This window comes from Streptomyces sp. TSRI0281 (assembly GCF_001905125.1).
Lineage (GTDB): Bacteria > Actinomycetota > Actinomycetes > Streptomycetales > Streptomycetaceae > Streptomyces.
The window spans coordinates 624,025-646,558 of record NZ_LWLE01000012.1; the positions used below are offsets into that span (position 1 = coordinate 624,025).

Annotated in this window: 24 protein-coding genes and 5 pseudogenes; 18 read left to right on the forward strand and 11 right to left on the reverse strand. The window is 68.4% G+C overall.

Going from position 1 to position 22,534, the window contains the following annotated elements:
• Nucleotides 1-68 precede the first annotated feature (68 nt).
• The 5 genes and pseudogenes from A6A29_RS20230 to A6A29_RS46695 form a co-directional block, all read left to right on the forward strand.
• A complete protein-coding gene (locus A6A29_RS20230) occupies nt 69-815 on the forward strand; it encodes a terpene synthase family protein (protein ID WP_143197014.1) in 747 nt (248 codons plus the stop codon).
• Between the two features lie 136 nt (nt 816-951).
• The gene (locus A6A29_RS20235) at nt 952-1,470 is read left to right on the forward strand and encodes a MarR family winged helix-turn-helix transcriptional regulator (protein WP_073721618.1); all 519 of its coding nucleotides are present in this window, start codon (nt 952-954) and stop codon (nt 1,468-1,470) included.
• A gap of 490 nt (nt 1,471-1,960) precedes the next feature.
• Nucleotides 1,961-2,815 (forward strand): NmrA family NAD(P)-binding protein, encoded by an 855-nt coding sequence (locus tag A6A29_RS20240; RefSeq protein ID WP_338012886.1) that lies wholly within the window; start codon nt 1,961-1,963, stop codon nt 2,813-2,815.
• Nucleotides 2,816-2,917: pseudogene (locus tag A6A29_RS47850) on the forward strand (IS5 family transposase); the annotation flags it as partial.
• A 134-nt stretch (nt 2,918-3,051) separates the two neighbouring features.
• Nucleotides 3,052-3,357 (forward strand): annotated as a pseudogene (locus A6A29_RS46695) (hypothetical protein); the annotation flags it as partial.
• A gap of 426 nt (nt 3,358-3,783) precedes the next feature.
• On the opposite strand, the gene A6A29_RS20255 reads toward A6A29_RS46695, so the two are convergent.
• Both A6A29_RS20255 and A6A29_RS20260 read right to left on the reverse strand, forming a co-directional pair.
• Nucleotides 3,784-4,314 (reverse strand): DUF6529 family protein, encoded by a 531-nt coding sequence (locus A6A29_RS20255; protein WP_073721620.1) that lies wholly within the window; start codon nt 4,312-4,314, stop codon nt 3,784-3,786.
• Between the two features lie 65 nt (nt 4,315-4,379).
• Nucleotides 4,380-4,889, reverse strand: coding sequence for a COG4315 family predicted lipoprotein (locus tag A6A29_RS20260; protein WP_073721807.1), 510 nt, complete (start codon nt 4,887-4,889; stop codon nt 4,380-4,382).
• A gap of 282 nt (nt 4,890-5,171) precedes the next feature.
• Here A6A29_RS20260 and A6A29_RS20265 point away from each other — a divergent pair, with 282 nt between their 5' ends.
• Both A6A29_RS20265 and A6A29_RS20270 read left to right on the forward strand, forming a co-directional pair.
• Nucleotides 5,172-5,681, forward strand: coding sequence for a DUF4232 domain-containing protein (locus A6A29_RS20265; RefSeq protein ID WP_073721621.1), 510 nt, complete (start codon nt 5,172-5,174; stop codon nt 5,679-5,681).
• 563 nt (nt 5,682-6,244) lie between these two features.
• Nucleotides 6,245-7,255, forward strand: a complete 1,011-nt coding sequence (locus A6A29_RS20270) for a ferritin-like domain-containing protein (protein WP_241838565.1) — start codon at nt 6,245-6,247, stop codon at nt 7,253-7,255.
• A gap of 140 nt (nt 7,256-7,395) precedes the next feature.
• Here A6A29_RS20270 and A6A29_RS20275 read toward each other — a convergent pair whose 3' ends face one another.
• From A6A29_RS20275 to A6A29_RS46705, 6 genes and pseudogenes are all read right to left on the reverse strand, one after another.
• On the reverse strand, nt 7,396-8,250 hold the full coding sequence (locus A6A29_RS20275) for an urease accessory protein UreD (protein WP_107468256.1): 855 nt from the start codon (nt 8,248-8,250) through the stop codon (nt 7,396-7,398).
• A complete protein-coding gene (gene ureG / locus A6A29_RS20280) occupies nt 8,247-8,942 on the reverse strand; it encodes an urease accessory protein UreG (protein ID WP_073721622.1) in 696 nt (231 codons plus the stop codon). The genes A6A29_RS20275 and ureG overlap by 4 nt, the downstream gene beginning before the upstream one ends.
• A gap of 26 nt (nt 8,943-8,968) precedes the next feature.
• On the reverse strand, nt 8,969-9,643 hold the full coding sequence (locus A6A29_RS20285; protein ID WP_073721624.1) for an urease accessory protein UreF: 675 nt from the start codon (nt 9,641-9,643) through the stop codon (nt 8,969-8,971).
• Between the two features lie 112 nt (nt 9,644-9,755).
• Entirely contained in the window at nt 9,756-11,798 is a 2,043-nt protein-coding gene (locus tag A6A29_RS20290; protein ID WP_079182888.1) for an urease subunit alpha, read from the reverse strand.
• Nucleotides 11,795-12,289 carry an urease subunit beta gene (locus A6A29_RS47570; protein WP_274535819.1) on the reverse strand — a complete coding sequence of 165 codons (495 nt, stop codon included), beginning with the start codon at nt 12,287-12,289 and terminating at the stop codon, nt 11,795-11,797. The genes A6A29_RS20290 and A6A29_RS47570 overlap by 4 nt, the downstream gene beginning before the upstream one ends.
• A 27-nt stretch (nt 12,290-12,316) precedes the next feature.
• Nucleotides 12,317-12,610, reverse strand: a pseudogene (locus A6A29_RS46705) (urease subunit gamma); the annotation flags it as partial.
• A gap of 245 nt (nt 12,611-12,855) precedes the next feature.
• Between A6A29_RS46705 and A6A29_RS20305 the strand changes: the two are divergent.
• The 3 genes from A6A29_RS20305 to A6A29_RS20315 all read left to right on the forward strand — a co-directional run bounded on the left by A6A29_RS20305 (nt 12,856) and on the right by A6A29_RS20315 (nt 15,282).
• Nucleotides 12,856-13,251, forward strand: a complete 396-nt coding sequence (locus A6A29_RS20305; RefSeq protein WP_206745370.1) for a hydrophobin family protein — start codon at nt 12,856-12,858, stop codon at nt 13,249-13,251.
• A gap of 553 nt (nt 13,252-13,804) precedes the next feature.
• Nucleotides 13,805-14,422 (forward strand): amidohydrolase family protein, encoded by a 618-nt coding sequence (locus A6A29_RS20310; RefSeq protein ID WP_073721628.1) that lies wholly within the window; start codon nt 13,805-13,807, stop codon nt 14,420-14,422.
• A gap of 176 nt (nt 14,423-14,598) precedes the next feature.
• Entirely contained in the window at nt 14,599-15,282 is a 684-nt protein-coding gene (locus A6A29_RS20315; protein ID WP_198953112.1) for a hypothetical protein, read from the forward strand.
• A gap of 99 nt (nt 15,283-15,381) precedes the next feature.
• On the opposite strand, the pseudogene A6A29_RS46710 reads toward A6A29_RS20315, so the two are convergent.
• Nucleotides 15,382-15,543: pseudogene (locus A6A29_RS46710) on the reverse strand (transcriptional regulator); the annotation flags it as partial.
• Between the two features lie 43 nt (nt 15,544-15,586).
• Complete coding sequence (locus A6A29_RS20325; RefSeq protein ID WP_073721632.1) at nt 15,587-16,501, reverse strand: IS982 family transposase; 915 nt, start codon at nt 16,499-16,501, stop codon at nt 15,587-15,589.
• Nucleotides 16,502-16,915: 414 nt separating this feature from the next.
• On the opposite strand from A6A29_RS20325, the gene A6A29_RS20330 reads away from it, so the two are divergent.
• The 5 genes and pseudogenes from A6A29_RS20330 (at nt 16,916) to A6A29_RS20350 (ending at nt 20,054) form a co-directional block, all read left to right on the forward strand.
• Complete coding sequence (locus A6A29_RS20330; RefSeq protein ID WP_073721634.1) at nt 16,916-17,290, forward strand: DUF2255 family protein; 375 nt, start codon at nt 16,916-16,918, stop codon at nt 17,288-17,290.
• A gap of 68 nt (nt 17,291-17,358) precedes the next feature.
• Nucleotides 17,359-17,478: pseudogene (locus A6A29_RS48090) on the forward strand (IMP dehydrogenase); the annotation flags it as partial.
• 344 nt (nt 17,479-17,822) lie between these two features.
• Nucleotides 17,823-18,800, forward strand: coding sequence for an aldo/keto reductase (locus A6A29_RS20340; protein ID WP_073721638.1), 978 nt, complete (start codon nt 17,823-17,825; stop codon nt 18,798-18,800).
• A 62-nt stretch (nt 18,801-18,862) separates the two neighbouring features.
• The gene (locus tag A6A29_RS20345; RefSeq protein ID WP_073721640.1) at nt 18,863-19,714 is read left to right on the forward strand and encodes an aldo/keto reductase; all 852 of its coding nucleotides are present in this window, start codon (nt 18,863-18,865) and stop codon (nt 19,712-19,714) included.
• 139 nt (nt 19,715-19,853) lie between these two features.
• Complete coding sequence (locus A6A29_RS20350; RefSeq protein WP_073721817.1) at nt 19,854-20,054, forward strand: CsbD family protein; 201 nt, start codon at nt 19,854-19,856, stop codon at nt 20,052-20,054.
• A gap of 186 nt (nt 20,055-20,240) precedes the next feature.
• Here the strand turns inward: A6A29_RS20350 and A6A29_RS20355 are convergent, their stop codons facing one another.
• Nucleotides 20,241-20,819: a GNAT family N-acetyltransferase gene (locus tag A6A29_RS20355; protein ID WP_073721642.1), complete on the reverse strand. Its 579-nt coding sequence runs from the start codon at nt 20,817-20,819 to the stop codon at nt 20,241-20,243.
• A gap of 248 nt (nt 20,820-21,067) precedes the next feature.
• Here A6A29_RS20355 and A6A29_RS45310 point away from each other — a divergent pair, with 248 nt between their 5' ends.
• The 3 genes from A6A29_RS45310 to A6A29_RS45850 all read left to right on the forward strand — a co-directional run bounded on the left by A6A29_RS45310 (nt 21,068) and on the right by A6A29_RS45850 (nt 22,487).
• Complete coding sequence (locus tag A6A29_RS45310; protein ID WP_158074429.1) at nt 21,068-21,220, forward strand: hypothetical protein; 153 nt, start codon at nt 21,068-21,070, stop codon at nt 21,218-21,220.
• Nucleotides 21,221-21,538: 318 nt separating this feature from the next.
• Nucleotides 21,539-21,790 (forward strand): hypothetical protein, encoded by a 252-nt coding sequence (locus A6A29_RS46720; protein WP_241838566.1) that lies wholly within the window; start codon nt 21,539-21,541, stop codon nt 21,788-21,790.
• A gap of 454 nt (nt 21,791-22,244) precedes the next feature.
• Nucleotides 22,245-22,487, forward strand: a complete 243-nt coding sequence (locus A6A29_RS45850; protein WP_073721644.1) for a hypothetical protein — start codon at nt 22,245-22,247, stop codon at nt 22,485-22,487.
• Nucleotides 22,488-22,534 lie beyond the last annotated feature (47 nt).

The following is a 22,534-nucleotide window of genomic DNA, read 5'->3' on the forward strand; positions in this document are numbered from 1 at the left end:
GAAGACCAGCTCGACGAAGGGGCCATCGGCTCCCGGCCCGACACATGCGCCAAGGTCATCAGTGCATTGTGCGACGTGCTCGACGCAACGCCCCCGCGTTCCGCAGCCCTGTCCTCAACGCCTCCGCCGACCTGTGGAACGAGACCTGCCCCCGGTTCCCCGGCCCGTGGGGCGCGGGGCTCGCGGCCAATCTGAAGAAGTGGCTGTGGACCTACCATGAGGACGCTGTCCTGGCCTCCTCCGGGCTCCCGCTCGACCTTCCCTTGTACCTCCGGAGGCGCGAATACTCGGTGGGGATGCCTTGGCTCCATGACCTCGCCGCCCTCGACCTGCACCCCCTGCTTCCGGCGGCCTCACTGGCCAGCCCCGCGATGCGGGCCCTGCGGCGCGCGGCAAGTCTGCACTCCGGCCTTGTCAACGATCTCTATTCGGCCAACCGCGAAGCCGGGACCGGGTATCCCGCCAACGCCGTCCTCATCATCGAGCAAAGCATCAGGCGTACCCGGCAGGAAGCCGCTGACGCTGTCAACGGCATGATCACCGAGCTCGCCCACGACCTCAATACCGCCCGGGCCGCCCTGCCCGCCGAACTCAGCGCCCTCGCCACGCCGCCCCACCCATGGATACCCCGAGGACCTCCTTTCCTCCACAGGATGAGGAGAGGCTCCATACCCGGAGCCCCGGTAGCGGCGGGCAGTTGCTGTTCGTCATGCGCAGGCTCCGCGATCACCACTGGCTCCCGTTACACGGCGCTGCCTGTCGTTCTGCGGCAGCTTCGGGAGCGTAGGGCCGGGACGATCCTCGGGGGTGCTTGACCGCGCGAGGCAGGGCGCGGAGAGGCGGAACGATTCTGACGCTGCCTGCGGGGCGGGGTCGGCCAACGGTGTCCGGGTGGCGGTGGGCCGGGCATTGGGTTTGACCGAGGGTGTAGTTAGCTGCCATATTACTTGCATGGCAACGGACGAGACCAACCATGAGTCACCCACGCTGGATCAGGCTCGGCGGCAGTTGGAGCACTACGGTCTCGGGGTCGACCCGCAGGCGGTGCTCGTCGCGGTGCGGCTGATCTCGGCGGGGGCGCGGCTCGGTCGGGCGACGGAGGTGCACTTCGCGAGGTATGGGTTGTCGACCGGGCGATACCGGCTGCTCGCGGATCTGGAGGATCACGACGGGGAGAAGTCCCCCTCGCGTCTGGCCGCCGATCTCGGCGTCTCGCGGGCCACGGTTACCGGCCTGGTCGACGGTCTGGAGCGGGAGGGGCTGGTCGCTCGGCGTCCGTCTGCCGAGGACGGGCGGGGCGCTGTGGTGGTCCTGACCGCTCGTGGTGCGCAGCGGTTGCGCGACATGGCGCCCGAGCATTTCGCTCGCCTTCAGGAAATGGTGGGCGAGCTCACTGTCGACGAGCGTGCGGTGTTTCTGGATCTGCTCTCGCGGGTCGTTCGTGGAATCGGCGCCCTGACCGCGGAGTAGTTCGCCCGGCCGTGCGCCCGGTTGCGTGTCCCTTGCGTAGCGATCCGAAAGGTCGGCCCGGCCCGAATCGCGCGCTGCGGCGCCCGCCGGTGCGGGAGGTTGCCCTTTTGTGCCCCAATAGTTAGCTGCTTAATTATAATCGGGAAGCTGGTCCCCTACCGCGCCCCGCCCTGATGGTCAGCGTCGGCGGGGTCGCCGGTGGTCAGGCCGAGTTGGCGGTGGCGGCCTGTGCGTCCACCGTCGGCACCTCGGTCGTGGTGGCGCCGCTTGACCGACACCTGGGCGCAGGACCCAGCGAGCACAGCCACGACAGCCGCAGCCGCACCGCAGCCCGCACCGCCTGCACTCCCCGTACCCCTGTTCCGCCCCTGCCCCGTACTACTCACACCGCCCATGCCGGGAGCAGACCCACCGGCCGGCCTACGCATCGCCAGACACCCCCCCCGCGATTGCCCCGGGGAAGACCGAAAGGCACACGATGATCGTCATCATGGGAGCGTCCGGAACCACCGGCGGCGCGTTGCTGCGCAGCCTCGCCGCGACGGGCGTGCCGAGCAGGGCGCTGACCCGCGACCCTGACCGGCTCCGGGCCCACCTCGGCGACGCGGTCGGCGACGTGGTCGAGGTCGTGCCCGCCGACGCTTCGGACAACGCCTCGCTGCGCGCGGCGTTCAAGGGCGCCCGACAACTCTTCCTCGCCATGGCCAACAGCCCGGCGCAGGTCGAGCTCGAAACGCGTGTCATCGACACGGCCGCCGACAGCGGTATCGAGCACATCGTCAAGATCTCCGATCCGTCCGCCGAAGCGGACTCTCCCGTCGCCATCTCCCGCGGCCACCACGCCGTCGAGGAACACCTGCGCGCGTCCGGCCTCACCCACACCGTGCTCCGCCCCTACGCGTTCATGCAGAACCTGCTGCTCCTGGCTCCGGCCGTGGCCGCGCAGGGGGTCGTCCTGGGCGCGATGCGGGACGCCCCGTGCAACTGGGTCGACTGCCGCGACATCGGTGACGTCGCCGCCGCGGCGCTGACGCGCGCCGAGCTCGCGGGCGGTACCTACGTGCTCACCGGGAGCGAGGCGGTCGGCTACGGCGGACTCGCCGAAACCCTGACCCGCCTGCTCGGCCGTCCGGTGCGCTACGTGGACCTGGCCCCGCACGAACTGAGGGAAAGCCTCGTCCATCACGCGCACATGCCCCCGTGGCTCGCCGAGCACGTGGTGGATGTCCAGCGACTGGCCGTGTCCCACCCGGAGTCACCCACCGACACGGTAGCCCGCGTCCTGGGCCGGGAGCCCCGCACCCTGGACGCGTTCCTGCGCGAACACGTGGGCCGCTTCCGCTGATCCCATCCGCACCGCTCCGAAGCCATGATCCGCCTCGTGATGATCGACCTGATGAGCCGCAGGCTCACCCGGTCGCCGACCTCGAACTGGAAGGACTCATAGCCCCCGGGCCACACTGACCCGCGCGCCGAAGATCCCGAAGGTGTGGGAGACACCCGCGGGAAGGCCATCCGCGACGGCTCTCTCCCAGCGCATCCCCAGGCGTACGGGAATAGCCCCGCAAACCGGTCGTTGACATGCTGGAGCCCTTGCGGCTCCCGGTGACCGGGCCCGTGCAGAATTTGCCGGGTGGGCCAGAACTTCGACTCTTCGTCGACGATGTACGTACATCGCGGGGCCGATGTCGTACGACGGGACTCCTGCCGCGTACCGCTCAGCAACCCGCGCTGCGGGAAAGCCGGGCGATCAGTGTGATCCATTTCGTTCTGCTCGTCGTGTGCGCGGTGGCGATCCATCTCTCGTGCGAGTGGTTCGTCAACGCGGTGGAGTGGTTGGGCCGGCGCCTCCATATCGCGAAGATGGCGGTCGGCACGATCCTGGCCGCGTTCGGGACGGCACTGCCCGAGTCCGTGGTGACCCTGGTCGCGGTCACCACAGGCGCCACCGAGGAGGCTCAAGAGCATCGGTGTCGGCGCGGCAATGGGCGGTCCGTCGGCGCTGGCCACGGTGGCCTACGGTGTGACGGGCGGAATGCTGCTTCTCAAGCGCCGCAGGGCAAGACCAAGCTCCCTGGCGAACATCTCCGGCGCCACTATGATCCAGGTGACCGTCCCCAGCGGCCTGGGACTCATCCCGATCCTGACCTGACGCCCGCACCGTCGGCTCCGTCGGCGGTCGGGCAGCACCAACACCTTGAACGGCAAAGTACTCGGCCACCACTACCGCCCGGTGAACCGCATGTATGGGAGAACGCTGTCGCGGTCCGAACCGGCCGCAGCGGAAAAGCCGGTCTTCTCCCGGGCGGGCGCTCAGGTCGAGGAAAAGCCCGGGACCGAGTCACCGTTGAGGTTCCAGAGGGCTGCGGTGTACCAGAGGAGAGCCACGCCGAGCACGAGGAGCGAGCCCATCGCCGGGAGCAGCCAGCCGGGCAGGCGTCGGCTGCGTACGACGATCACCTTGGCCACGAACGCACCGTAGAGGGCGCACCCGGCGAAGGAGTGGATCGCGACCCGCGGGGTCGTCGTCTCGATCCCGTAGGCCATGAGGCAGTGGTACGCGATCGGCAGGGAGAAGAGGAAGGTGAGGAATCCGAGCGTACGGTGCACCGACCGTACGGACCTGGGCGCCGACCGGGTGCCGGGCACACGACCGTACATCCACAGGGCGAGGCCGAGCTGGATGAGAGCGAGGCAGAGCAGTGCGCTGCCGAGCCTGGCCTTGAGGTCCACCGCGGCGGTGCCGTGCTGCCCGTAGAGTCCGCTGGTGTAGTCAGGGGTGTGCTGCGTGCCGAAGACATAGATTCCGACGCCGACCGCGATGGGCACCAGGACGGCGAGCACGGCGCGGACCGCCCGGCCGTTGCCGCCGACTCCGCCGCGCTGGGCGCTCGCGCCGCTCTCCCGGCTCAGCTCCCGACCTTCTTGCCTTTGGCGTTCAGGACGTACCACGCGGCACCGAACTGGTTGAGGTCCTGTCCGTTGGTCTGGCCGGGCTTGGAGTCACCGGCGTAGTAGTAGAGGGGGTGGCCGTTGTAGGTGACCTGTTCGGCGCCACCGGAGCGTTTGGTGATGTCGAGCAGCTTCTTGTCCACGCCCTTGCCGGCCTTGGCGGCGCCCTTGCTGAGCAGCGGTGGCCAGGCTTTCGCGCAGTCGCCGGTGCAGGTCGACTTGTTCTTCTCCTTGTCGGCGAGAAAGAGGTAGAGGGTGCGGCCCTTTTCGTCGACGAGGATGGTGCCGAGTTTGCCCGCGGACTTCGTGGCGACGGTGGCCTGCTCGACCTTCGTGGGAGTGGGGCTGGAGACGGCGGGGCCGTGGCCTTCCTCGGCGGAGTTGCCGGTGCTGTCGGAGCAGCCGGTCAGGACGGTGGCGAGCAGGACTGCGGCGGCACAGATGGCCGCTGTGGCAGTGCGTTTCATCAGGGGCTCCATGGGTCGTGGTGGGGGCCCACTCTCTTTCCCCGCTTCCACCTGCCCGCGTACAGAGCCATCGTCAAGTCCACTCGCCCGGCTCATTCGATGGTTCGGCCGCCCTGTGCGCCCAGGGCAGCTCGAACGCACCCGTACCGACACCCACGTACTGGTGACTCGTCTGTGGCCGTCCTGAAACATTCCTCGCGAGGGAGGACGGGCAGGAATCGTGCTGACCATGGTTCTGAAGGTGAACGCCCGAAGGGCCATTGAGCAAGGCAAGGAGTGTTCATGATGCGTACCAACCGGAAGATTGCTGTCACCCTCGCCGCCACTGTGCTGGCGGGCGCCGCTGGTGCGGGATTCGCGCAGGCTTCACCGACAACGGGCAGGAGCGTTGCCCCCTCCGCCTGCCGTCCGGCCAACCACACCGCGAAGATCATCGATGCGCCCAGCAGCGCGGGGCACCGTCATTACCGGGTCACCCTGACCGCGCCGCGCGGGTACGAGCCGTGCGAGCTGGCCGGTTCGCCCACGGACGTGCGGTTCTCGGACCACGGCTCGGACAGCGGGGTCACTGCCGGGCGCTACGGCAGCCAGAAGACCGCGGTGACCTTCGGCCCGGGGCACCCGGTCCACTTCGACATTCAGGTTCCGAACACCGGCCGCGTTACCCCCGCGGACGAGGCGTCATTCACGCTCCAGGCTCCGGGCGGGCAGATCCCCGGTACCTCTTTCGCCGAGGGCGGGTTCACCGTGGCCACCGGCACCCTCATCGGTCCGGTCCAGAGCGGCGTCTGACCACCGTCCACACCTCGGTGGCGTTACGCGGCAGTCTCTCTGCCGCCGAACGCCACCGAGTTTTTTTGGCGTGGGCGTACCTTCGTGTGTCTCATGAGGCAGACACCGACCGGGGGAGCGGCGCCTCACACATGCCTGAACCAGGCATGGGGTGACAACACCGAACAACCCACCGGTGTCGGCCCCGGCCCTGGACGACGTGTTACCTGACGGTCAGCAGACAGAGCCACCTGAGCCACCTGCGCTGCCTGCGCCACCGGTGCCGTTCGCGGGGGTCCTTGCTGCGGGCGAGTGTGAGTCCGCGCTCGCCAGGAACTCTCGACGAGGGCCTTGTCGCCCGTGGCGAGCTTCCAGCAGGCTCGGTGGCGAACCGGTCGGCACCTTAGGCGATGTACCGCGCGTCGGACGGGCCCCGGCTCGGTGTTCACTCATTCCGGTTGATTGGTGCGGACCCGGCCGGTCCGCCTGCGCCCGTGCGCCATTGTCGCCACGGGAGCGGCTTGCTCCTTGGCCGATGCCGCTACGGCAGGATCGGCCCGACAACGCAACGCAGGGAACCCGATATGACCAGCGCAGTCGCCGAAACGTCCGAGATCGTCCGGCTCATGACGACCCCCACTCCGGAACGGGACCTGCAGTGGCTCAAGGACGGTTTGCAGGCGGCCGTCGCACTGGAACTGTCGACGCTCCCGCCGTACTTGTGCGGCTACTGGTCGGTCAAGTCGTCGTCGTCCGAAGCCGCTCGGCTCATTTCCCATATCGCGGTCGACGAGATGTTCCACATGGGACTGGTCTCCAACATGCTCACCGCGATCGGCGGTACACCGCGCATCGTCGAGGCCGCGACGAAGATCTCCTACCCCGGTCATCTCCCGGGCGGGGTACGGCCCCAGCTGAGCGTGTACCTGTCCGGCCTCACGAAGAACTACGTGAAGGAGGTGTTCATGGAGATCGAGATGCCGGAACACCCCCTGGCCTTCACCGACGAGGGTGTGCCGACGATCGGAGCGTTCTACGACGCCCTCCTCGACGCCTTCAAGGATGTCAACCCCACCATCGATCCCGCCAGGCAGTTGACCAGCAACGTCGGTGCGGCGAACAAGCTCGTGCCGATGACCGGCCTCGGCGTCATCGAGGAGAGCATCGCCCTGATCAAGGAGCAGGGCGAAGGCACAGCGGATTCACCGAGCAGCGGGGACGCCCCGGCCCACTACTACCGCTTCGGCGAGCTCTACCACGGTCACAAGCTGCGGTGGACGGGTACCGACTGGAAGTTCGACGGCGCCCCCGTCGCGTTCCCCGACGCCTACCCCATGGGCCGGCTCACGACCGCCTCGTGGCCGGACCCCGCCCCGGACGTGGCCGCACTGCTCACGACGTTCAACCAGACCTACACCACCATGCTCGGACACCTCGACAAGGCGTGGGAGACCGGGTCCGCCAGCGAGCTGGGTGCGTCGGTCGGCAAGATGTACCAGCTCGCTTCCCCCGCGCGTTCACTCATGCAGAAGCCGCTGCCGGACAGCGACGGCACGCAGACCTACGGACCCGAGTTCCTCGTCGTGCCGACCTGAATCGACACGGCAGGTGCCGACCGTCGATCCGCCAGACCCGACGTCGGCTCCGCCCCGTCGACGGGGGCTCGAACGCGATCGCCCCTCGGGCCGAACGGCGGTGTGGTCCGCGCTCTCCGAGGGGCGGTGTGCTCGGCGCCCTACCTTCCGAGGGCGTGTCCGAGCGCTTCGTCGAGCAGTTCCCGCAGAGCCGAGGAGTTCGGTGCGACGGCGGTGGCGAGGAGTGCCGGGCCGCCGGCCAGAGGTGCGAGGACGGCAGCCCCGTTCCTGGTCCCGTCGCGGAGCAGGACGGGGCCGCGGCTGACGTCCAGCGCCGGATCCACCAGCAGGAGTTGGCCGACAGCGCGGTGTCCGTCCAGGACCGCGGGACTGTCCCATCCGGGCTCCGGGTCCCCGTACGCGGTGCGCTGGTCGAGCAGCGGGCGGCCCGCGTGGTGGACCCGGATGCGGCTGACGAGGCGGCCCGGCTCCTCGTCGGCCCTGCCCAGGAGTTGTTCCTCCCGCAGCAGCAGTCGTGAGGTGGCGGCGAGGTTCACGGTGCAGGTCTGCCGCAGGTTGCTGCCGGCGGCGCTGATCAGCGGTTGTGGCAGCCAACGCAGGCGGGCGTGCTCCCCGGCGGTCAGTCGTACGTCGTAGGTGGCCGGGGCGGTGGTGGGGCCGCGCAGTGCGAGCGTGGCGGCGGCCGTGGTGACTTCCAGTTCGGCCCGGTCTTCGGCGGTGATGTCGATGGCGAGCCGGTCGCCGCCGAGCGGGGCGCTCATCGCACCGATGATTCCCACCGTCGCGCCCCTGCCGCCGACCCGCATACGGCGTAGATGGAACGGGCCGTCGCTGCGCAGTTGCGGGAGCGTGGTGACGCGTCCGTTGTACGTCGCGCGGATCCGGGCGGCGGCACGCACACCGTCCGGGTGCCCGGAGGGTTCACCGATGCCGGACACGGGGCCGGCGGGTCCGGGCGAATCCCTGCGGGTGGCGAGATGGGCAGCGGTGCTCATGCTGCCGCCTCCGTACGCCACCGGGCGAGGTGGCCGGTGACCCAGTCGGCGATCTCGCGAATGCCGTTGTCGGAGGTGAGGCTGGTGAAGATGACGGGAAGGTCGCCGCGTTGCCGCTCGGCGTCGGCGGCCATGGTGGCGAGATCGGCGCCGACGTACGGGGCGAGGTCGGTCTTGTTGACGACGAGGAGGTCGGCGTTGGTGATGCCGGGACCTCCCTTGCGGGGGATGTCGTCACCGCTGGAGACATCGATGATGAAGATCTGCACGTCGACGAGGCCCTTGGAAAAGGTGGCGGTGAGATTGTCGCCGCCGGACTCGACGAGCACGAGGTCGAGGGGGTGCAGGCTCTCATCGAAGTGCTCGACGGCCTCCAGGTTGGCGGAGATGTCGTCGCGGATCGCGGTGTGCGGACAGGCTCCGGTCTCCACCGCGGTGATCCGTTCCGGCGGCAGCACAGCCTCGCGCAGGAGGAACTCGGCGTCCTCGCGGGTGTAGATGTCGTTGGTGACGACGGCCAGGGAGAGCTTGTCGCGCAGGGCGTGGCAGAGCGCGGCGACACTGGCGGTCTTGCCGGAGCCGACGGGACCGCCCAGGCCGACGCGGAAGGCGCGGGGGCTGCCGTCCGCGCGCAGCGGCCCGGCACTGTGGGTGTGGTGGTGGGGCACGGTCACGGGGTGATCGAGGTGCATGAAAACTCCAACGGGGAGGGACGGGGTCAGGAGGCGAAGAGCCGCACGGTCCAGGCGGCGTGCTGCTCCGCGGTGATGTCCAGCAGTGGGGCGGACGCCGACGGCAGGGCGTCAAGGCCCTCGGTCGTCGCACGGGCCCCTGCGTCGGCGGCGGCAGCGGCGACGGTGTCGATCTCCGCACTGAGGTGCACCAGCAGCCGCGAGGCGTCGAGTGGATTGAGGCTGAGCAGGCGCACCGCCGCGGTGGCCGGACCGCCGACGCTCTCGTACGCCGTGGCAAGGGCGGTTTCCACCGGGGTGAGCCCGGCCGACCGGGCGGCGAGGCCCTGGACGACGCACTGGTGGGCGCCCTGGGGGAGCTCGGCGGCCAGGCGGTCGAGTTCGGCGGACGGGAAGGTGGCGCGCGCCGCCCGCATCATCTGCCGTCCGAGTCTGCGGGCCACGGCGCGCAGCGCGGGGACGGGGGTGCGTGCGTCGGCGGCGCCGTCCAGCCGCAGCGGGTCGCATCCGGCGGCGGCCGCGGCAGCGAGTCCGGCTGTAGTCAGGCCGGTGGTGTGCAGGCGCCCGCGGCAGAAGGCTTCGAGGCTGTCGATGTCGTGTACGGCTGTGTGGGCGATCGCGGATTCGACGCCGCCGGAGTGGGCGTACCCGCCGGCGGGGAAGCGGCCGTCGGCCAGCAGGAGCAGTGCGGCTCGGCTCATGGCGAGCGGCTGCCTTTCGCAGGGTCGGATGGTGTGTGCTGTGTCCGGGTCGGGGTACCCCGACCCGGACACAGCGGCAGTGACGGCGTTCGGCAGGGCGGGCCCGGCCCAGTCAGAAGAGGAAGTACCGTTGTGCCATGGGCACTTCAGTGACATAGGCGCGTGGCACGGTCGCCCCGTTGAGTTCCGTCCGGGCGTCCCCCGTGGTCGCTCCGCCGATGGTGACCTCGAAGCTGTTGTGGTCGACCTCAAGGCTCTCCGGCACCGTGTCGTTCAGCTTCATGTCGGCCTTGGTGACGCCCCGGGTGCTGGTGATCTCCACGAACTTCTTGTCGAGGCCGAGTCCCTTCGGGTACGGCCCGTCGGCGGCCGAGCCTCCGCCGGAGTTGAGGCGGTCGGCCACTTCCTTGTCGGCCACGAAGTTGACCGAGTTGCTTCGGGTGGCACGGCCGGTGGCCCCCCAGACCTGCCGGGGCAGGTAGGGCTGCGGCGTCGTGATCGAGGCGTTGGCGTCGCCCACCTGCGCGTACGCGAGCTGCCCGCCCTTGAGGACCATGTGCATCTTGACGCCGAAGAACTTCGGCTCCCACAGCACCAGGTCGGCAAACTTGCCGATCTCCACGGAACCGACATACCCGTCGATGCCGTGCGTGATCGCCGGGTTGATTGTGTACTTGGCAACGTAGCGGCGTGCCCGGTAGTTGTCGTTCGGGACCAGCCGGTCCGGGTTGTACGAGTGATCCGTGTCGTTGGCGATCGGGCGGACCTTCGCGCTCTCAAGGTCCTCCGGCAGAGGGCCGTAGCGGGACTTCATGACGTGCGCGGTCTGCCAGGTGCGCATGATCATTTCCCCGATTCGTCCCATCGCCTGGGCATCGGAAGACATCATCGAGATGGCTCCCATGTCGTGGAGAAGGTCCTCCGCGGCCATGGTGGACGGCCGGATGCGGGAGTCGGCGAAGGCCATGTCCGCCGGAATATCCGGGTTGAGGTGGTGGCAGACCACCATCATGTCGATGTGCTCCTTCACGGTGTTCACCGTCAGGGGGCGGGTCGGGTTGGTCGAAGCGGGCAGGACGTTGTCCTCCTTGACCAGCTCGATCATGTCCGGTGCGTGGCCACCGCCGGCGCCCTCGACATGGAAGATGTGAACCGAGCGCTTCTTCCCGTTCTTCGAGAAGGCGCTTCGGGTGCTCTCCAGGAAGCCGGATTCGTTCAGGGAGTCGGCGTGCAGGGCCAGCTGCACCCCGCGGGCCTCACACACGTCCAGTGCCGTGTCGATCACCGCGGGAGTGGCGCCCCAGTCCTCGTGGACCTTGAACCCGATGACCCCGGCGTCGACCTGTTCCAGGAGAGCATCCTCGTTCACCGTGCTGCCCTTGCCCAGCAGGCCGATGTTGACCGGGTACTCGTCCAGGCTTTCGAAAACCCGGGTGATGTGCCACGCACCCGGGGTCACCGTGGTGGCCGTGCTGCCCTCGGCGGGACCGGTGCCGCCACCGATGAGCGTGGTCACGCCCGAGGCAAGAGCCTCGTGGATCTGCTCCGGACAGATGAAATGGACGTGCGTGTCCACGCCGCCCGCGGTGAGGATCCGCCCGTTGCCGGAGATGACCTCGGTACTCGGGCCCACCACGAAGTTCGATGGTTCCGGCAGCCCCCGGTCCTGGACCCCTCCTTGCCCCTGCCCGTCCTGACTGTCCGGGGCACGGCGTTTCGGCATCTCGAACTCAAGGATCGGATCCATCGTTTCGGGGTTGTACGCCTTGCCGATCGCGGCGATCCTGCCGTCGCGGATACCGACGTCGGTCTTCACCACCCCCCACCAGTCGAGGATCAGCGCACCCGTGATGACCGTGTCCACCGGCTCGCGGCCCTCAGGGGCCTTGTCCCTCGCGATGTGCGACATGCCCATCGACTCACGGATGACCTTTCCGCCACCGAAGATCATCTCGTTGCCGCTGTGCTGCGGCCCGCCGCTCCAGTCGGCCTCGATCTCGATCGTCAGTGCGGTGTCGGCCAAGCGGACGCGGTCCTTGGTGGTGGGCCCGTACAGGGCGGTGTAATCGGCCCGCTTCAGTCGGTTGCTCGGCGTCGGGTTCTCCCGCGAGTTCGCTGACCCGCCGCTCGACGAGGCGCTTGAGTTGTTGCTCATCGGTGCGTCACCCCGCGCAGTCCCTCGATCTGTCGGTCCCCCTGGATCTCCACCAGTTCGACACAGCACACGTCGCCCGGCTCGAAGCGCACGGACGTGCCGGCGGCGATGTTGAGCCGGCGCATCTGTGCCGCCTCGCAGTCCTTGAGCTCCTGTGGCGGCTTCAGTTCCGGACCGGAAGGTACTTCGACCTTGAGGACCTTCAGCCCCGGGTTGACGTCGGGGAAGTGGTAGTGGGAACCGATCTGGATGGGGCGGTCGGACATGTTCCGCACCTTGATCCTTGTCCTGCCCCCACTGATCCCGCCACCGTCCGGCAGCTCGACGGCCTCTTCCTGCAGGTCTGCGTTGAACGTGATCGCCTCGTGCCAGGACGCCGCGCCCTGGCACTGGTCACAGCACGACGACGAGTCTTTGCCGTTGCCGGCGCAATCGACCGGACAGTCGGGCTCCCGCGGCGGCTGAGGGTGTTCGATCCTGCCCGGGTACACCTCGGGCTCCTCTGCGGCCTCCGGGAAGGGATCGTGGATGGTGACCAGCTTGGTGCCGTCCGGGAACGTGGCTTCCACCTGCACGTTCTTGATCATCTCCGGGACGCCGTCCATCACCTCGTCACGGCTGAACAACTGCCGACCCGAGTCCATGATGTCGCTGACCGTCTTGCCGGCCCGCGCCTGCTCAAAGACGTACACAGTCAACAGGGCCATCACTTCTGGATAGTTGAGCAGCAGCCCGCTGTCGCGGCGCCTGCGCGCCACGTCGGCCGCCACATGGATCAGCAAGCGTTCCTGCTCATGCGGAGTTAAGTGCACAATGAGTCGATTCTGTTGTTTCGGACAGTGCGTGCGGCCGGGCATACCAAGAACACGGCGCACGCCCCTGTATGGCGCCTGTCGCTCGTTGATCCTTGGCGGAAGAGGCCGGCAGAGTGCCCCCGAGCACGGACCGCGTACACGAACGAGTGAAATGTGAGCCGCAGCATGCATATGCGGCACCCCCATGTGAGATGGGGGGCGGGGTGGAGATGTCGAACTGCGCTTCCGTAAGCGGGCGTTCAGTGACCGTCGAGGCTGGTGTCACGCCCGCTTACGGGAGCGCAGTTCCGTGTCCGGGGCGGGCGATCCTCGTTGAAGTCGGCATGATCAAAAATTTCCGCCGATTCGTGACGCCCGCCGTAATCGCGACGGCCGTCGTGCTGTCCCCTGGTGCTTTCCCGGCTTCCGCGGCCGAGCCCGCGGTGGAACTGCACTGCTCGGGCCCGGACCTCAACGGCGTGGTGGCTGTTGACTGTGCACCCGCTACCAAGGAGAAGCCGGCGAACCAGGACTGCGAGTCCCTGAAAAACTCCGACGACCCCGCGGTTGCCGGTCTCCTCGGCCTGCTCGGCGTCACTGTCTCCCCGGGTACCGGCATCGGGGTGACCTGCCTGCCGCACAAGCCCGCACAAGGCTAGACACCGCGCACTGACCCGGCCGGTCGGCGCACTGACCCGGCCGGTCGGCACACTGCCCGTCCGGGCCGGGTTGCTCGGCGTCCCGGCAGATCGACCTTAACGTCCTTGTGAGCATGGACTGTTGGGGTTCTCTGGGCCGTTCGGTGCCGGCGTATCCGTAGCGTCGTTCTGTGACGCCCGTCGGCGGCGGCAGGCCCTCATTCGGCAGCGGTCCGAGCGGTACGCCGACGCCCGGCCGCGTACGGCTCCGGGCGCCGACGTATGTCATTCCGTTCGAGGAACTCAACGGTTACCTGGGCAAGAGCGGTGTCCGTTACGCGAGTATGTACGGCATCGGCCAGACCCTGCCCGCGGACTCGGGATGTACGTACTATCTGGACTGCCCCGGCACTCCTGTCGTGCCGAGCACGAAGAACGACTTCGTCAACGCGGCCACCTACGTGGGGGCGAAGCCTTTCACTCCTGAGTTGACGCCCTCCATGACGTTCATGGACCTGAATCACCCAGAACCATTCCGAGTGGAATTGCCCTCCTCGACCAGGAGTTCCCGGGGGTGTTCCGGTGGGCGGGGGAGGTCAACCTTGTCAAGCAGGCGCTGTTTCCCCATCAGTACAAGCCTGCGACGAGTGAGAACATCAGGAACTGGGCGCCCTTCATGAAGGTGCTGCGGGACCGTGGGATGCCGATCACCATCCACGCGGATCTCGGGAGCGATGCGCAGCCCACGAAGTACCTCCACCTGATGGAGGAGACACTCCTCCAATTTCCCCAGAACAAGATTGTCTGGGCGCACATGGGTCTGCCGAAGGAGCTCGCCACGATGGATCCCGATCAGCACATCGGGATCATGGAAAGGCTTCCGGACGCATACCCCCGGCTCACCCTGGACATCAGTTGGCGGGTTCTGGGGGACCAATATTTCAGTAAGCCTGGAGCGCGGCAGAAGTACGCCGCATTCCTCGACCGATACCCCAACAGGGCCATCCCGGGGACCGACTTCGTGGCGTCCGCGAACAAGGACTACACGGTGTACGAAGAGGAACTTGAGGTCACCAGCCGCATCAGCCCGTCCCTCGGGGACGAAGCATTCCGCGGTATCGCACTCGGCCAGAACTCCTTCCGGCTGCTCGGCATGAAGAAGACAGCTCCCAAGGTGTGCAAGGCGCGCTGATCCCCTATTTGCGGACGCCGGAAGCTGTAGCCGCTTGGGGAGCGTGATCGGGCGTGTGTGGAGGTCGGGGCGGGCGGACCAAAGGGGTGGGGGGGTCACGCAGGTTCGCCCCTCAGGGGCAAGGAGGAGTGCCGGGAATGTTCGCCGGAGGAGCGCCCGTCCCATAGGTTGAACGTATGAGGGATCAACGCGGTTCGGGTCTGCGGTGGATCGGCGAGCATGCCCACCAGGATGCGAAGGGCCGTATGCCGGGGATGCTCCGCGGCATTTCCCTGACGGCGGCCCGCGGCGTGGACACGGAGGAGTTCCTCGTCCGGCTCGGCGCGGATCCTGAGCAGCTCGGATGCGGGGACCTGTACAAGGAGCGCCACGAGCTCGCCGTGCCCGCAGACATGGGGGACGTCAGCCGCGCGATGTACGGCACCTGCGGCAGCTGGCTTTACGTCCTGGAGGACACGTGGGCGGCCACCTGGTCCCTCGGCTTCCGCGAGGTACCGGAGATGGATCCCCTCGTCGGCGAGGAGATCATCTGTCTCACCCTGAACCTCGGACCGGGCCCCTCCCGGATCCCGCACGCGCCGGGCGACGACGGTCGCACCTGGCAGGCCGAGTTCGCCGAGAGCACCGGCCGGAACTCGAAGCTCGACATCGCCCTGCATGCTGCCGGGGCTGTCTTCCCCACCGCCTACGACGGCATGCACACCCAGGAGGAGGCATCGCGGTACTTCGAGGAGCACCACCGCGACATTCCGGCTCGCGTGTTCGGCGGTGTGGGCGACTACTGCGGCCTCACGATCGACCGGGCCGCGGTGGAAGCCGGAACGCTTCCGCTCGTTCTGCTGCCGGTCCCGCAGATCTGAGACGCGAGACGGTGCGTGCTCCCCTTCCCACGGGCGAGCTCGCTTCGGCTGCCACTCGCTGCGCGGAGGGCCGCGCGCAGCTGGATACGGCTCGTGCTTGGACGGCAGCTCGGCGCGGTGGGGAGCGGTCAGGTCGAGCAGGAGCATGGCGTCGTGGTCGGGAGTGCCGAGTTCGGCGGTGTAGATGCCCATGCGGTGGCCGGGGGTGCCTTCGAGGGCCGGGCCCTGGAAGCTGAGGGTGATTCTGCCTACCTGGGGGTGAGGCCGGCCGGCTGGGGACTGGTCTAGATGATTGATTCCAAGGTCAGTGGTCGTAGGCGGTCAGCGAGCGGATGACCGGTCCGCCCGTGTTGTGGTTGTGCCAGATCGCGGCGGTCAGGGCGAGGAGCCGCTGCAGGACGCGGACGGTGACCCCGGCGGGTGTGCGACCGCCGTGCCGTTCGAGATCGAGCTGGCCTTTCAGGGTCTGGTTGACCGATTCGATCAGCTGCCGCAGCGGTTTGAACAGTCCGGCTCCGGCTCGTTCGGGTTCGCCCTTGCGGGCCGGCCGCAGCAGCATGACGCCCGACTCGGCGAGTCGGCTTTCGAAGTCACGGCCGTAGTAGTTCCGGTCTGCCAGCAGAGTCGGTGCCCGACGGCCGGCCAGCAGACCGGGATCGACGTCGAGGATGTCGAGGAGCACCTCGCGCTCGGGGGCCTTGGCGCCGGTCAGCGTGAACGCGATGGGCAGGCCGTGCAGAGTGCAGACCAGATGGAGGCGCAGTCCCCAGAAGAACCGCGAGTGGCTGGCGCAGTAGCCGTACTCGGCCCATCCGGCCAGGTCGGAGCGTTTCGCGGTCTCGCGGGAGCGCCCGCACTCCACCGGTGTGGAGTCTTCGATCCACACGTCATCGCCCCACAGGGCGGTGTCGGTGGCCAGCTCACGTAGAACCTGTCTGACCAGGCCGGATGCCCGTCGCAGGCGCTTGTTCCAGCCGCTCTGCTGGGGCAGGTACGGAAACAGATGCCGCAGGTGAGCGTGGGCATGACGCAGCCAGCGGGCCTCGGAGACGAAGCCCAGCAGCGGCTGCATCACCGCGAGAGCGACCAGTTCCGCGTCGCTGAGCTTCGGCTCCAGGCCCACCCGGGGCCGCCACGGAGCAAGATGCGGCGAGGCCTTCAAAAGGTCATCAACCCGCACGTACAGTGCAGTTGCGAGGGTGTCTATCTCGGTCGTCACACACTGAGAGTGGGCACCCTCGCGTCCGTACAGCTACCCCTTGGAATCAATCATCTAGGTGCGGCGGGCGCGCAGGAAGCGTCCCAGTTCGTCGCCGCCGCTGTGGTGCTCGGGTGCCATATCGACAGTGTCTGCCCGTCGACGGTGCGATGCGCCCGTCGAGGGGGCCCCGTCACACCCCCGCCGGCTACCCCCTGGCACATCTCGGCCTGCCTCTGTCAGGCGAGGCGGGGCAGGGTTGAGCGTGTCGCCTCATGTTCGGAGCGAGCGCCCCCGCCGTCCCCGTACCGGTTCCGCTCGGGCCGGTGCCGCCCCGATGGCGTGCCTCATACCGGCGGGCCACGGTGGATGTGATGGACAGCGACACGGCCGAGCGGAGCCCTGGCTCTCGGCCCTGCCCGGCGGAAGGGAACGATGACGGTGGACTGGAACGGGTCGGATCTGGAGAAGATCGCTGCGGCTGAGGAGCTGGACCTTGCCTCCGAACGGGGCAATGGCACCCTGCGCCCTCCGGTGACGATGTGGGTGGTCCGCTCCGGCGACCATCTGTACGTCCGCTCCGTCAAGGGCCCCGCCGGCCCCTGGTATCGGGGGGCTCGCTCCCGTAACCGGGGTCGCATCGAAGCCGGCGGCGTCCGGCAGGACGTCACCTTCCACCAGGCCGACCCCGGCGAGTACCCGGAGGTGGACGCCGCCTACCGGAAGAAGTACGGGCACTACCCGAGCATTGTCGAGCACGTACTGACCCACCGGGCCCGCATTGCCACGCTCCGTCTCGAACCACGCTGACCAGCTCGGAGGCCGCCGGACTTCACCAGCTCAACAACTCGCCACAGGTACGAAAGGCAAGATCTTCCATGCGTGCCACCTTCCTGCACGGGCCCTGCGATGTGCGGGTCGAGAACGCGCCCGACCCGCGGATCGTCGAGCCCACGGACGCGATCGTCCGGATCACGCCGGCCTGCGTGTGCGGCTCCGGCCCGAGCGACGTCTACCTGGGAAGGGGTAGCCGAGGTGAGGGACCTGACCGGTGGCGAGGGCTCGCACGTCGTGCTGGAGGCCGTCGGGCTGATGCCCGCCTACGAGCAGGCGTACGGCACCGTCCGGCCAGGGGGATCATTGACGACTTCGCCTTCGACGAGGTCCTGCGCCACACCGGCGGGATCGATGAACGCACCCGGCCGCTGACGCGGCTCGCGGCGATCGCGATGCCCGCCGCGAGCGGCGGCGTGGACACCCGGACGAAGGGACATGCCGCGGCCGGCATGAACGTCGGCAACAACCCCCATCCCGAGCTCAACCCATCAGGAGAATCACGGACATGAAGCACATCAACCTGGGTGACCTGCAGGTTTCCCGCATCGGACTGGGTGCGATGGGGATGACGCACGGCTACACCGGATCCGGGACGGACGAGGCGGAGTCCATCCGTACCGTGCATCGTGCGCTGGACCTGGGCGTCACACTGATCGACACCGCCGAGATCTACGGCCCGTACACCAACGAGGAACTCCTCGGCCGGGCGCTGAAGGGCCGCCGCGACCAGGTGGTGCTGGCGACGAAGTTCGGCCTCGTCTCCCACGCGGGCGGGGGACCGTGGAACCTCGACAGCAGCCCGGCCAATATCCGCACGGCGGTCGAGGGTTCGCTCGAACGCCTGGGCACCGACTGCATCGACCTGTACTACCAGCACCGGGTCGACCCGGACACTCCGATCGAGGAGACGGCCGGTGCGGTCGGCGAGCTGATCGCCGAGGGCAAGGTCCGTGCGTTCGGCTTGTCCGAGGCCGGCCCGGACACCATCCGTCGCGCCCACGCCGTCCATCCCGTGACCGCGGTGCAGTCGGAGTACTCGCTGTGGACCCGGGGCGTGGAGGAGCGGATCCTGCCGGTGCTGCGCGAGCTGAACATCGGCCTGGTGCCGTTCTCGCCCCTCGGCCGCGGCTTCCTGACGGGCACGATCCGATCCACCGACCAGTTCGACGCGGACGACTTCCGACGCGACAACCCGCGCTTCACCGGCGAGAATTTCCTGCGCAACCTGGCGATCGCCGATGAGGTCCAGGCCGTCGCCACCGAGGCCGGTGCCACGCCCGCTCAGGTCGCGCTGGCCTGGCTGCTCGCGCAGGGCGACGACATCGCCCCGATCCCCGGCACCAAGCGCGTAAGCCGGGTCGAGGAGAACACCGCCTCCGACGGCATCGCGCTCACTGTTGCTCAGCTCGACAAGCTCAGCAGTCTGCCGCCCGCCGCCGGAGAGACCCACACCGAAGCCCAGGCACAGATGCTCGAACGCTGACACCGCTCACCCCGCCCGGCTGCCCGACGGCTCCCACGCACCGAACGACAAGGAAGATCCACATGCAGACCGTCACCCTGAACAACGGCATCGAGATGCCGATCCTCGGCTTCGGCGTCTACCAGATCCCGCCGGAGAAGACCGAACAGGCCGTCACCGACGCCCTCGCGGTCGGCTACCGGCTCCTTGACACCGCGGCCGCGTACGGCAACGAGGGCGCCGTCGGCCGGGCCATCGAGAACAGCGGGATTCCGCGCGGGGAACTGTTCGTCACCACCAAGCTGTGGATCCAGGACGCGCAGGCCGAGGAGAACACCCGCCGCGCCTTCGAGACGTCCCTGACCGAGCTGGGCCTTGACCACGTCGACCTGTACCTGATGCACCAGCCCTACGGCGACGTCTACGGCCAGTGGCGCGCGATGGAAGCACTCAACCGCGAGGGCCTGGCCAAGGCGATCGGCGTCGCCAACTTCTCCCCCGACCGGCTCCTGGACCTGATCCTCAACAACGAGATCACCCCCGCGGTCAACCAGATCGAGACCCACCCCTTCTTCCAGCGCACCGCCGACCACGACCTCATGCGTGAGCACGGAGTCCAGCACCAGTCCTGGGGCGGATTCGCCGAAGGCAAGAACGACCTGTTCACCCACCCCGTCCTGAGCGAGATCGGCAGGGCACACGACAAGGCCGCAGCCCAGGTCGTACTCCGCTGGCTGATCCAGCGGAGCATCGTCACGATCCCCAAGTCGGTCAGCCCCGACCGGATGGCGCAGAACTTCGACGTCTTCGACTTCGAACTCACCGACGCCCAGATGGCCCGGATCGCCGACCTGGAAACCGGCACGACGCTGTTCTTCGACCACCACGACCCCGAGATGGTCGCCTGGCTCAGCAAGCGCCGCCTGGGCAGCTGAACGCCGCGCGCGGGCCGTCCGCCACCGGGACCGGGCCGGGAGCCGCTGCCCGATCCCGCTCTCCCAGGCGCGGCGCCCGGTCCCGACCTAGGGTGATGTGCAGAGGTAGTCCTGTTTTCTTCGTATAGCGGGAGTGATCGTGGCTGACAAGAACGAGAACGCGCTGGACAAGCTCAAGGGCAAGGCGAAGGAAGTGACCGGCAAGGCGACCGGTGACAAGCGCAAGGAGACCGAGGGCAAGACGGACCAGGTCAAGGCCGATACCAAGAAGAAGGCCGATGACCTGGGCGACCGTGTCGAGGGTGCCGTGGATTCGCTCAAGCGGGACGACAAGGACTGACGCCCTGGCGCGCGTGACCCCGTAGTTCCGGTGGAGCCGGTCCGTGCGTACGACCGGCCCGAGGGGGGAAGACCCGCACCGGCATGGCCACGGCCACGGTCTCGTGGTCGCGGTCCTTGCCCGGTCGGGCTGTCACGCACTCTCACGGTGACCCGGATGCGCGACGAGCGCCCGTGGTCGCGAGGATCAGTGCGTCTCCGGCGCCTGCGGGCGTTGCTCCCACTCGGTTCGGGTCAGTTCGTACTCGACCTCGCCGTGCTCGGAGCCCTCGATCGCGTCGGGCCAGTCCCCGGAGAACGTCCGGATGAACGACAGGCCCGCCTTCTCCATCACACGTCGCGATCCCGCGTTGACCGTCATGGTGTTCGCGGTCACCCGCTCCACCCCAAATTCCGTGAACCCCTTGCAGAGGAGGGCCCGTGAGCCCTCCGTGGCATATCCACTGCCCCAGGCGGCCTTGTTCAGCCGGTAGCCGAGTTCGATCACGGCGGGGCTGTGGTCGTCCAGGGGGCGGAATTCGAACCAGCCGAGGAAGGCCCCGGTGGTCCTCTCCTCCGCCGCCCAGTAGCCGTGGGTCCCGATGCAGGGGTGGACGTGAAGGAGCCGGGGCAATGTCCGCTCCTTGATCACCTCACGGCTTGTCGGCCGACCGCCGTTGGTGAAGCGCGTGACATCGGGGTCGCCGTCCAACGCGAGCAGATGTGCGGCGTCGGCCTCGGTGAACGGGCGCAGCACGAGCCGTTCGGTCTCCAGGAAGATATGCATGCCGCGATCTTCACCGCCGGTAGTCGGGGCCACTACCGAATATTCGCAGCGGGCCGGCGAAGGGACGGCCATGGCGAGGCCGGCTGCCCGGCCGACCGCTCCCTCGGCCGCCGCAGGGAGCCTTGTTCCGTACTGCTGGGCGGAGGCTCGGCGGACTACGTCGTGGTGGGCGACGAGCTCGGCGGCATCGGCCCTGGATCAGGAACCATCGCCACCACTTCGACAGCGGCGAGAGGGAAAGGAATGCCATGCTGCGTCAGGTGGCAACGGACAAGGGCCCCACCGGCGGAGCTGGACGCGGCCCCGGCGCGTACGAGGACGGCCTCCGGCCGACCGCCCCGCAGTGGTACCAGAACGGCACGAAGGACACCGACATGAAGATCGGCGAGCGGCACCGATGAACAGGAAGTACCTGATCCTGCCGGCCGTACTCCTGGTCGCGGCCGCCACCGTCATCGCTGCCCGCATGTGGCCCAGCCCTTTGAAGGACCTGCGCGCGCGGAATCTCTGCCTCGGCATGCTCACGGAGAAGACCGTCAGGCTCCTCGACGACCACAAGGGCGGCAAGCCGGCCGTGGACGAGGACAAGAGCGAAGGGGCTGGGGCTGACCCCGTGTTCTCCACCGTCTGCTTCGTCGGGCGTGAGACGAGCGAGGACACGCCCCCCCCGGATCCAGTACACCCTGGATGTCCGGCCTGCCGACGCCCCGAACGTACCCATGAAGGGCGCCACCCCACTCACCGACGGCCGGTCCGGGTGGGTGGGCCCCCGACAGAGCGAGGTCCAGCTCCCCACCGCATGCCCGAAGCAGATGAAGACCGATGCCGAGTACGTCACCGTCACCCTGAAGGTCGCACCCGGGGTGGTCGCGGCGGAGAACTGGGACGAAGCGGCCCTCATCGCCGCCTCCCGCACGGTTGCGCTGGAGGCCGTCGACCACCTCGCCCAGCAGTACGACTGCGCGGCATAGGTACGAGTCTCCGATCCGCAGAGGCCGGTTCGGAGAAACGGGCCACTCCGCCTCCCGGTCTCCGATCGTGTTCGCTGAGCGGTTCGCGGTAGCCGTTCAGCGAACGGCGCGCACGCACCAGGGGCCGACGGGCACCCCGGACTGGTCAGGGCGAACCGGCGTCCTGGGGCCGGAGATGCGACGCTGACGGTGAGGCAATCCCCGGAGACGACCGTGCAGACGCATGCCCACAGAAGCCACTTGGGCGCCGATGCCGTGAAGGAGAATCTCAGCCCCGGAGCGTCGACCGAGAAGGCGAGGTGGCGCGTTGGTATCTCGCCCACCGGAAGTGCCGGGCCACCGGGACATGCGCAAACGTCACTGCCTTCGCGGGCCCTCTCCAGAAGGACTGGAGTCTGTGGATCCACCGGCAGTACCAGCAGATTCACCGGTCTCCGCGCGCAGGGGAGATCCCTTGGAGACACCGGACGAACACGGTCGCCGGAGCCAGAAGTGGAACCGTGAGGCGTGGGGGCGGAGCAGCACCTGGAAACGTACTGCCTGGAAGATCTCCGCAAGTGATGGCCGCTGCCTGTACCAGGACGACCGTGAACTCCCCGCCCGCTCGGACAGCCGCGACCGGCAGAGACCCGAACTGAGGCTCTCCGACTGCGGCACGAAGTCCCGGCCCGAACTCTACTGGCGCTGGGGCGGCTGACGGCCCGAACATCATCCGGCTCCGGCCCGTACGGCGGGCCGCCGTGT

What these genes read in the sequence shown, in the direction of transcription:
- A6A29_RS20235 (WP_073721618.1), top strand. Translation starts at nt 952, where the DNA reads ATGGCAACGGACGAGACCAACCATGAGTCACCCACGCTGGATCAGGCT.
- A6A29_RS20240 (WP_338012886.1), top strand. Translation starts at nt 1,961, where the DNA reads ATGGGAGCGTCCGGAACCACCGGCGGCGCGTTGCTGCGCAGCCTCGCC.
- A6A29_RS20260 (WP_073721807.1), bottom strand. Translation starts at nt 4,889, where the DNA reads ATGAAACGCACTGCCACAGCGGCCATCTGTGCCGCCGCAGTCCTGCTC.
- A6A29_RS20265 (WP_073721621.1), top strand. Translation starts at nt 5,172, where the DNA reads ATGATGCGTACCAACCGGAAGATTGCTGTCACCCTCGCCGCCACTGTG.
- A6A29_RS20270 (WP_241838565.1), top strand. Translation starts at nt 6,245, where the DNA reads ATGACCAGCGCAGTCGCCGAAACGTCCGAGATCGTCCGGCTCATGACG.
- A6A29_RS20275 (WP_107468256.1), bottom strand. Translation starts at nt 8,250, where the DNA reads ATGAGCACCGCTGCCCATCTCGCCACCCGCAGGGATTCGCCCGGACCC.
- ureG (WP_073721622.1), bottom strand. Translation starts at nt 8,942, where the DNA reads ATGCACCTCGATCACCCCGTGACCGTGCCCCACCACCACACCCACAGT.
- A6A29_RS20285 (WP_073721624.1), bottom strand. Translation starts at nt 9,643, where the DNA reads ATGAGCCGAGCCGCACTGCTCCTGCTGGCCGACGGCCGCTTCCCCGCC.
- A6A29_RS20290 (WP_079182888.1), bottom strand. Translation starts at nt 11,798, where the DNA reads ATGAGCAACAACTCAAGCGCCTCGTCGAGCGGCGGGTCAGCGAACTCG.
- A6A29_RS20315 (WP_198953112.1), top strand. Translation starts at nt 14,599, where the DNA reads ATGAGGGATCAACGCGGTTCGGGTCTGCGGTGGATCGGCGAGCATGCC.
- A6A29_RS20330 (WP_073721634.1), top strand. Translation starts at nt 16,916, where the DNA reads ATGACGGTGGACTGGAACGGGTCGGATCTGGAGAAGATCGCTGCGGCT.
- A6A29_RS20340 (WP_073721638.1), top strand. Translation starts at nt 17,823, where the DNA reads ATGAAGCACATCAACCTGGGTGACCTGCAGGTTTCCCGCATCGGACTG.
- A6A29_RS20345 (WP_073721640.1), top strand. Translation starts at nt 18,863, where the DNA reads ATGCAGACCGTCACCCTGAACAACGGCATCGAGATGCCGATCCTCGGC.
- A6A29_RS20355 (WP_073721642.1), bottom strand. Translation starts at nt 20,819, where the DNA reads ATGCATATCTTCCTGGAGACCGAACGGCTCGTGCTGCGCCCGTTCACC.
- A6A29_RS45310 (WP_158074429.1), top strand. Translation starts at nt 21,068, where the DNA reads ATGCTGCGTCAGGTGGCAACGGACAAGGGCCCCACCGGCGGAGCTGGA.
- A6A29_RS46720 (WP_241838566.1), top strand. Translation starts at nt 21,539, where the DNA reads ATGAAGGGCGCCACCCCACTCACCGACGGCCGGTCCGGGTGGGTGGGC.